6 protein-coding genes are annotated in these 8,864 nt (G+C 62.6%); 2 read left to right on the top strand and 4 right to left on the bottom strand.

Annotated elements, in window-relative coordinates:
* Positions 1 to 259: 259 nt before the first annotated feature.
* The 4 genes from ACKVY0_RS28415 to ACKVY0_RS28430 all read right to left on the bottom strand — a co-directional run bounded on the left by ACKVY0_RS28415 (position 260) and on the right by ACKVY0_RS28430 (position 6,562).
* Positions 260 to 628 (bottom strand): four helix bundle protein, encoded by a 369-nt coding sequence (locus tag ACKVY0_RS28415; RefSeq protein ID WP_409218261.1) that lies wholly within the window; start codon positions 626 to 628, stop codon positions 260 to 262.
* 268 nt (positions 629 to 896) lie between these two features.
* Entirely contained in the window at positions 897 to 4,586 is a 3,690-nt protein-coding gene (locus ACKVY0_RS28420; protein ID WP_409218262.1) for a PAS domain S-box protein, read from the bottom strand.
* A gap of 79 nt (positions 4,587 to 4,665) precedes the next feature.
* Positions 4,666 to 5,850 carry a sensor histidine kinase gene (locus ACKVY0_RS28425; protein WP_409218263.1) on the bottom strand — a complete coding sequence of 395 codons (1,185 nt, stop codon included), beginning with the start codon at positions 5,848 to 5,850 and terminating at the stop codon, positions 4,666 to 4,668.
* Positions 5,840 to 6,562 (bottom strand): hypothetical protein, encoded by a 723-nt coding sequence (locus ACKVY0_RS28430; RefSeq protein ID WP_409218264.1) that lies wholly within the window; start codon positions 6,560 to 6,562, stop codon positions 5,840 to 5,842. Before ACKVY0_RS28430 ends, ACKVY0_RS28425 begins: the two co-directional genes overlap by 11 nt.
* A 640-nt stretch (positions 6,563 to 7,202) precedes the next feature.
* Between ACKVY0_RS28430 and ACKVY0_RS28435 the strand changes: the two genes are divergently transcribed.
* The gene (locus ACKVY0_RS28435) at positions 7,203 to 8,090 is read left to right on the top strand and encodes a DUF4142 domain-containing protein (RefSeq protein WP_409218265.1); all 888 of its coding nucleotides are present in this window, start codon (positions 7,203 to 7,205) and stop codon (positions 8,088 to 8,090) included.
* Positions 8,091 to 8,137: 47 nt separating this feature from the next.
* Entirely contained in the window at positions 8,138 to 8,725 is a 588-nt protein-coding gene (locus tag ACKVY0_RS28440; RefSeq protein WP_409218266.1) for a DUF3341 domain-containing protein, read from the top strand.
* The last annotated feature ends 139 nt before the right edge of the window (positions 8,726 to 8,864 follow it).

The following is an 8,864-nucleotide window of genomic DNA, read 5'->3' on the forward strand; positions in this document are numbered from 1 at the left end:
GGGAACGGGGAGCGGGGAGCGGGGAGGATTGACGATTGCCGAGCAAGGAGTGGTGATTGTTGAAGTGGGGGAGCGGGGGGGGCTGGTTTTGATTCTTCACTTCAACAATCGGCAATCCTTGTTCATCACTCGTCAATCGACCGGACCGCAATCCTTGTTCATCACTCGTCAATCGACCGGATCGCAATCTTTGTTCATCACTCGTCAATCGACCGGACCGCATTCATTGTTCAACATTCGTCAACCCTTCGCTTTGCTTCTAATCTTTGCCTTTATTGGTTTGTGCTGTCTTGACGCTTGTTACGAAGATGCTGATCAGTTCGTCATTCTCCTGAATCAACTGAGTGAGGCGTTCGGCTGGACAGAGGGGTTTGCGCATGATGATTTTGAGCCAGACAAGGGTCTCGCGAAGCTCTTTCAAAGCGACTTTCATCTTGTGGATGAAGTCATTCCTGGATTCTGCACTTTGGGCCTCACCGTAGTTGGGAGCTGGGGACGTGCCTGATCGGATCAACTGTCCCGCGATGTGATTGCCCGCTTTGGAGTCAGGCAGAGCTTCGACAACACCGATAATGCGGACTGCGAAGTCCACGAGGCGTTCTTCCAGGTTATTGGCTTGGTCTTTCATGGGTTTGGATTCTGATACTTCAACAATCGGCACTCCTTGTTCATCACTCGTCAATCTCAGGTCTTTTCTACTTCAACAATCGGCATTCCTTGTTCATCACTCGTCAATCTCAGGTCTTTTCTACTTCAACAATCGGCATTCCTTGTTCATCATTCGTCAATCTCAGGTCTTTTCTACTTCAACAATCGGCATTCCTTGTTCATCATTCCTCAATCTCAGGTCTTTTCTACTTCAACAATCGGCACTCCTTGTTCATCATTCGTCAATCTCAGGTCTTTTCTACTTCAACAATCGGCACACCTTGTTCATCACTCGTCAATCCTTCGGCGAATTCATTGACGATTGCCGAACAAGGAGCGCCGATTGTTGAAGTTTCCTGGCGGCTCATCCAGACGCGCATCACGGTGAGGAGTTGTTCCGTGTTCACCGGCTTGGCGAGGTAGTCGCTGGCGCCGGCATCGAGGCATTTTTCGCGGTCGCCCTGCATCGCTTTGGCGGTGAGGACCACGATCGGCAGGGTGCGGGAGCCGGGGGCGCGGCGGATCTCGCGCATGGTTTCGTAGCCGTCCATCTCGGGCAGCATGATGTCCATGAGCACGAGGCTGAGGTCGGGCGTGTGGAGGATTAAATCCACCGCGCTGCGGCCGCTGGTCGTGCTGAGGACTTCCATCTCGTGGTCCTCCAGCACGGCGGTGAGGGCGAAGATGTTGCGGGCGTCGTCATCGACCACGAGCACTTTGCGGCCACGCAGGGCTGCGTCGGGAGCGTGCGGGTGCGGCGTTGCGTTGAGCTTCCATGCGGGCGGCACCTTTGTCGGCACGGTGCGGACGTTGTTGGGGCCGGTGTGGTGGAGCGGCACGTAGAGGGTGAAGGTGCTGCCCGCTCCGAGGACGCTGCTGACGGTGATCTCGCCGCCGAGCAGGGCGGCCAGCTCGCGACTGATGGCGAGGCCGAGGCCAGTGCCGCCGTAGGTGCGGGCGGTGCTGGCATCGCTCTGCTGGAAGGCCTCAAAGATGAGCCGCTGCTTCTCCGGCGCGATGCCGATGCCCGTGTCCGTGACGGCGAAGGCGATGACCTGCGCGGCCTTGCTGAGCACGGGGTGGTCCGGCGTCCAGCCCTGCGTGGCCACGTCCACACGCACTTCGACTTGGCCGCTGGCGGTGAACTTGACGGCGTTGGAGAGCAGGTTCTTGAGGATCTGCTGGAGCCGCCGCGGGTCGCTGACGATGGCCGGCGGCAGGTCGGGGGCGATGGTCACGTGGAAGGGCAGGTTCTTCGCCTCGGCGATGTGGCGGAGGTTGCGGTCGATGGTGCCGTGCAGCTCGGCGAAGGGGATTTCCGCCACTTCGAGGCTGACGGTGCCGGACTCGATTTTGGCGAGGTCGAGGATGTCGCTGATGAGCGTGAGCAGCTCGGTGCCGGAGGAGTGGATGTGCTGGGAAAACTCGACCTGCTTGGCGGTGAGGTTGCCCGCTTTGTTTTCGGCGAGCTGCTGGCTGAGGATGAGGATGGGATTGAGCGGCGTGCGCAGCTCGTGGGACATGTTGGCGAGGAACTCGGACTTGTATTTAGAAGCCAGCGCCAGTGCGGTGGCTTTTTCATCCAGCGTGACACGGGCCAGCTCGACCGCCGCGTTCTGCTCGCTGAGCAGGCTGGCTTTGAGTGCCAACTCGGCGGTGCGGTCGGCCACGCGCTGCTCCAGGTCACGATTGAGCAGGCGCACTTGTTCCTCGGCCTGCTTGCGCTCGGCCACTTCGGCCCGCAGCGCCGCCTCGGCCCGCCTCCGCTCGGTGACGTCCAGGTTCGTTCCCAGCACCCATTCGGCCTGCCCTTGCGCATTCGTGCGGACCGTTTCCACTGCCTTGATGTAGCGGCATTCTCCATCGTCCGCCCGCCGGATGCGGAAGGTGCGCGTGCTGCGCCCGAGCCGGCGCACGGTGTCTTGCAAGATCGCCTCGTTCGCCGCCAAGTCCTCGGGCAGCACGGCTCCTGCCCACGTCTGGTATGGTACCAAGCCATCCGGCGTCGGGGCGATGCCATAGAGCCGGAACATCTGCGCATCCCAGCGCATCTGGTTGGTGAGGACATTCCATTCCCAGATGCCGACTTCCGTGGCTTCCGTGGCCAGCTGCATGTGCGCCTCGCTGGTGTACAGCGCCGCCGCTGCTCGCTCCTTCGCCGTCACGTCTTGGAAATAGCAGACCACGCCGTGCTGGCCGTCCGGCAGGGTGAGGCGCTGCGTCTCCCACTCGTAGGCCTGCTCCACGCCGATGTCCTGGCGGAGGTGGTCAAAGCGGGGCGAAATGTAGCGCTCCCCCGTCTCCAGCGTGTGCCGGAAGTTCGCCGTGCATTCCTGCCCCAGTTCCGGTCCCCAGAGGGCTTCCAGCACTTCACCCAGCTCCCGCCCGATCACCGGCTGCACCGTGGCGAAGACCGGCAGCGCCTCGGTATTCACCTCCCGCACGCGGAGCTGTGCGTCCATCACATACACCCCGCCCGGTGCCTGCTCGATGATTTTGGCAAACAAGGCCGCATTTTGGCTCAGCGCCGCTTCCGCCCGGCTGCGCTCGGTGATGTCGCGCAAAATGCCGAGGTAGCCGCCTTCGGGACGTTGGCGGCCCACCACCTCGCCGTCGAATTCCGAGCCATCCTTGCGGCGAAACCGCCATTGAACCTGGCTGATCGCCGCGTCGGTGTAGGTCGAGAGTTTCGCTGCCAACTTGGGCAGTTCTTCCGGCACGATCACATCGGCAATTCCGCGGCTGAGGATTTCCTCATGCGTGTAGCCGAGCATCTCCGCGCCGGCCGGATTGACGTCGGTGTATCGCCCAGCGTTGTCGGCCAAGAAAATCCCGTCGGGAGACTGCTCGACCAGGAGGCGGTAGCGCAGCTCGCTCACCCGCCTCTCCTCCAAGCTACCGAGCACGACCCGGACGACGATGCCGCTGGTGACCAGCGCGAGCACGATCCCGCCGATGAGTAGCAGCAGCGTGACGGCCTCAGTGTGCTGGATGTTCGCCTGGGTGGCTGCGCGGTGCGCGTCGTAGGCGGCGAGCACATTGATCTCCAGCTCCCGCACGGCCACCGAGCGGGGCCGGACGATATCGGCCATCGCGTCCACATCCGCACCGATGGAGTGCAACCGACTGGCGGAAACGACGCCGAGGATGATGAGCAGCGCCGTGAGGGCACCAAAGCCCAGCCACAGCGCCCGCCCCGTGCTCCGTGAACGCATGAGCAGCTCGATGATACCACCCCGCACCGTGTAGAGCAGCCCCACTGCGAGCACCGCAAAACCCACCGCCGTGTGCAGTGCCAGGGAGGTGAAGCCGGGGATGCTGTAGAGATGCTGCGTCCCGAAGGCGTAGCCGAGCAGCGCGATGAAGCCGACGGTGCCCACGCTGATCGCCAGCGCCTCCGCCCAGCGCTGCGTGGCCCCGCGCCGCAGCAGAGCCAGCGCCGCGCTGCTGAGGATGAAACACAGCGCCGCCACCGGCGACATGCGTCCCGCTGGCTGCCCCGCCACCACCTCCGCGTCGCGGATGATGAGTTGATCGATGCCGAAATCCGCCCCCGTGAGATACTGGCCGAGCGTGAGTGCCCCCAGCAGCCCGACCGCCGCTGCTAGCCCGAGCCGGAGCGCCGGGGTGGCCCGGAAAACAAGCGCCGCGCCCGCGAGCAGGAAGCCGAGAGCCGCATTGAACTTCATCGTGGCGAGCTGCGGCAGGAGGCGCTTGAGCCGCTCGATTTCGAACAACCACCCAGCCATGACGGCGATACCAAGTGCCAGCACCAGCAGGGCGCAGCAGGTGGCCACGCGGGAGAGGCGGGGTGCAGAGTCTGGATGTGTCCAGCTCCCGGGCAGGAGTGCCACCGGCGTGGGCGGTGGCGGATGGCCGTTCCCCGTGCCGGCACTGCCGCCACCGTGGCCTTGAGTCTCTGGATGTTGCGTTGGCATCAGTTGGCGGAAAAGTTTGTGAAGCGATGCATGGACCCGGCACCCGCCTCATTCACGGCTTGGGTGGGCGTGGCTTTGTTCATGGGCATTCGAGGGAGTCGGATGGATTGGTTTTCTTCGCCGAGGTCTTTTTTGCGCCGTCAGTCGCAGCGGCTATTTCTACGCGGACCGTCGTGCCTTTACCGGGTGCCGACTCGATGCAAAACGTGCCGCCGATCATCTCGACGCGCTCCCTCATGCCGAGCAGGCCCAGGCGGTTGCTCTGCTTTTTCGGCTTGGATGTGCCGTCCACTTCAAAGCCCTGGCCGTTGTCGGTGATCTCCATGCAGATGCCGCCATCCTGGTCCTGGATGCTCACCGCCACCTGGCTGGCCTTGGCATGGCGCGCCACGTTGGTGAGCGCCTCCTGGGCGATGCGGTAGAGCACCGTGCGCGCGGTATTGTCCACCAGTTCAACCCCGGCGAACGCCGTGAGACTGGCGCGCACGCCGGTGTCCTTCATGAAGCCTTTCATGAACGACTCGAGCGCGGGGATCAGCCCGAGATCATCCAGCACCGAGGGGCGCAGCTCACGTGCGAAGCGATGCACGATGTCCACGGACTTTTCCACCAGCCGCTGCGTGCTGGCGATCTTCTTCTGCAACTCCTTGCTGCTGACCGTGGACTCGGTTTTCAACGCCGCCAGCCGCACGTTGATGCCCGTCAAGGTCTGCGCGATGACATCGTGCAGCTCACGGCTGATGCGCTTGCGCTCCTCCTCCTGCACCGACAGCAACTGGCGGGACAGATGCCGTAACTCCTCCTGCATCTGTAGCGATTTCTTCAGCAGCTTGCTCGAAGTCTGCTGGCTGATGCGGAGGGATTCCTCCACCGCCGTGCGCTGGGCGATCTCCTGCTTCAATTCATCGACCGAATCGGCCAACTCATGCGTGCGCTGGCTCAGCGCCGTGATCATGTAATTCAAATGAATGTTCGCCTCCCGCGCCCCGCGATGCGTTTCCTCGAGCGGCGTGATGACTTCGGCAAAAAACATGCTCGCCAGGCCCATCAAACCATCCCGCGTGCTGGAGGAGTAACCGGGCAGCACCAGCGTCACCAGGGCGATCTCGTGAATGCGTGCCAGGTCCAGCGTTTCCAAGCCAAGCTCCATGGCACGCCGTCCCAGTGCATGCGCTGGCTCCAAGCTCGCCGCCGGGCTTGCCTTCAAGTGCTGTTGCAAGGTCGCGAGATAGAGCCGCGACAGCTCGGTCCGCTTAAGTTGCATGGGGGATGTCGAATTCTCGGGCAAAACGGTTGATGGTTTTCACGGCGGCCTCCACCAGCCGCTGGGTGAGGGTGATCTCTTGGGCCAGGCCTGCATGCCGGTTACTGGCCTCGTTTTTCAACGCCAGCAGCCTGACATGGAGACCCAGCAGGGTCTGCGCGATGTCGTCCTGCAACTGGTGGCTCATTTTTTTACGCTCCGCCTCATTGGCGGACAGAATTTTGCGCGTCATGTCCTGCAACTCGCGCTCCAGCAGCCGCGAATCCTTGAGCAACTGGCCGGAGGCCCGTTCGCTGGTTTCCAGCGCCGCCTCGGCCGTCTTGCGTCCTTTGACACCCGCTTGCAGCTCACGATTGGAATCCGCCAGAGCCAGCGTGCGCTGGCCGAAGGTCGCGGTCAGTTGCTTCAGATCAGCCGCCGACTCCAGCGCGGCGCGATGCGTCTCTTCGATCGGCACGATGGCCTCGGTGAAAAAAACCGCCGCCCGCGCGATCATGTCCGTGCGTGTTACCGGTGCGCAGTCCGGCAGGATCAGTGCCGCCAGCACCTCCTCGTGAATTTTGGCCAGATCCAGCGTCTCCAGTCCGAGCGCCACCACCTGGCCGCCCAGTTCATGCGCCTCTTGCAGGCCCGCCAGCGGGCCTTGCTCGAAATGACTTCGCAAGGCCGTCAGATATTGGTCTGACAACCTGCTCAATGGAGATTGATTCATGATCGCTTGCGGATTTTAACACCATCCGCAATGCGGCTTGAATTCAGCTGGTGCAGCCATCCTTAACCAATGTCAGCCAGCGGCGGTCAGGTATCCATGGGGTGAAACCCTACCTTCGCGCAGATGCAGCCTGCGATGACAGGTCAGGAACGCTTCCGCAGGGTGTAGCGCCGGAATGATGGCGTAGGTTGGGTGTGGCGATAGCCCGCCCGACTGCTTGGCCCTCGTGCGGCCAGCGTACGCCCAAATGACGAGCGGGCTGACGCCACACTCATCCTACATTCCGGCGCTGCACCCCTTCAACACCTGCTGCCACCCGTCATCATGAATGGCCAGCCAATGTCATTAAGTTAAGGCACTTCTCATGATGTGTTCCCGCAGATTCAGATAACCCGCAGATTTTTTCCGAATCCCAATCTGCGGGTTTTCTGAATCTGCGGGAACTCCTTCTTAACTTAATGACATTGAATGGCCATCGGCCTGCCGAGAGGCGTCTGTTCGGAGTGCCATGGCCTCCGCGTTTTTCCGGTCGATGGCGGCGGGCACACCGGGGAGCAGCGGGCCTTGCGCAGCCTTGTACGCCTGCGGGTCGGGTTACACCCCATGGCGGACAAGTCGTCGGCGCGCCAACGTGCAGCGCATGAAACGCCAGCATCACACGCCCTCAACCTTGTTGAAACCCAGAGCAATCACCCTCCTGTCAACGCTGACGCTCGCCGTGTGCGGCTTCCTGCTGCTCGCCCCACGCGGCATGGCAGCCGGGAAGGACACCCTGAACGCCAGTGACGTGCAGTTCGTGAAACATGCGGCGGCGGCCGGCCTAGCAGTCGTCAAACTGGCCGGGCTCGGCGTGCAGAAAGCCAGCCGGGCGGACATCAAGGCTTTCGCCGCGATGATCGTCACCGACCATGCCAAGGCCAACGCGGAGCTGACCCAACTGGCGGCCACCAAAGGCGTGGAGCTGTCCGCAGTGATTGACCCCCGGCACGCCGACACGTTCCAGCAGTTGGAGAAAGTCAGCGGCCCGGACTTTGACAAGCAATTCCTCGCCGAAATGGTGCGCGGCCACCAGAAGTGCGTGAGCAGCTTCGAAGCGGCTGCCAGCGCCGCTAGGGACAATGATGTGAAAGCCTACGCGATCACGACGCTGCCGGTGCTTAAATCCCATCTGGGCAAAGCGCTGGAACTCAGCCCCACCACCAGTGTGACGCCAGAGCCGGACAACACCGCGCGCAACGTGCGCGACCGCGACCCTGCCAGCACGCTCACGCCGCTCGATCAAGGCAGCAGCAAAAACGACCTAGCGATCACGGCGCAGATCCGCCGGGATGTCACCGCCCTGAACAACATCTCCGTGAACGCCCAGAACGTGAAGATCATCACGCTCAATGGCCGGGTCACTTTGCGCGGGCCGGTCCACACCGCTGAGGAGAAAAGCCTCATCGGTGCCATCGCAGACCGGATCGTGCGCTCCAAAAGTGTGGACAACCAACTGGAGGTGAAGCCCGCCCCCACCGGCGGCAACTGATGTCGAGCGCCCCTGCCCCCAACCCAACTCAACAAAACCCCACCACCATGTCCCAAAAATCTGTTTTCTGCATCGCCACCTCACGTGAACAGGCTGATCAAATCGTCGATCAGCTCAGGGCCGCCAGCTTTTCTCCGAACGACATCTCCGCGCTGTTCGCCGACCAGCACACCAGCCACGACTTCGCGCACGAGAAGCACACCAAGGCACCCGAGGGCGCTGTCACCGGCGCCAGCACGGGCGGCGTCATCGGTGGCACGCTGGGCTGGATCGCCGGCATCGGCGTCCTGGCCATTCCGGGCTTCGGTCCCTTCATCGCCGCCGGACCCATCATGGCCGCGCTCAGCGGCGTTGCCATCGGTGCCGCCGTCGGCGGCATCGCAGGCGGTTTGATCGGCATGGGCATCCCTGAGATCGAAGCCCGGCGCTACGAAGGCAAACTCCAGGGCGGCAACATCCTCATCTCCGTCCACACCGAAAACGCCGAGGAGATCACCCAGGCCGAGGTCATCTTCGCCCGCGCCGGTGCGCAGGACATCTGCAGCACCGGCGAGACCACCACGCCCCCTGACGACCGCGAGACCGAGATCATCCCCTACCCCACCGAGTCCACGCTGAGCGGCAGCGCTCGGTGAGCCGCTGATTATACCCAATGCCGTTAAGCAATCCTGCAACGAACGCCGAACTGGCCCCTCACCTAACCTTTCGCTTCGCGGCGCTTCGCTAGCCCCGAAGCTCGCCTGTTTGCGCAACACGTTTCTCGCGGGGAGAGGG

Source organism: Prosthecobacter sp. (assembly GCF_046154365.1).
Taxonomy (GTDB): Bacteria; Verrucomicrobiota; Verrucomicrobiia; order Verrucomicrobiales; family Verrucomicrobiaceae; genus Prosthecobacter.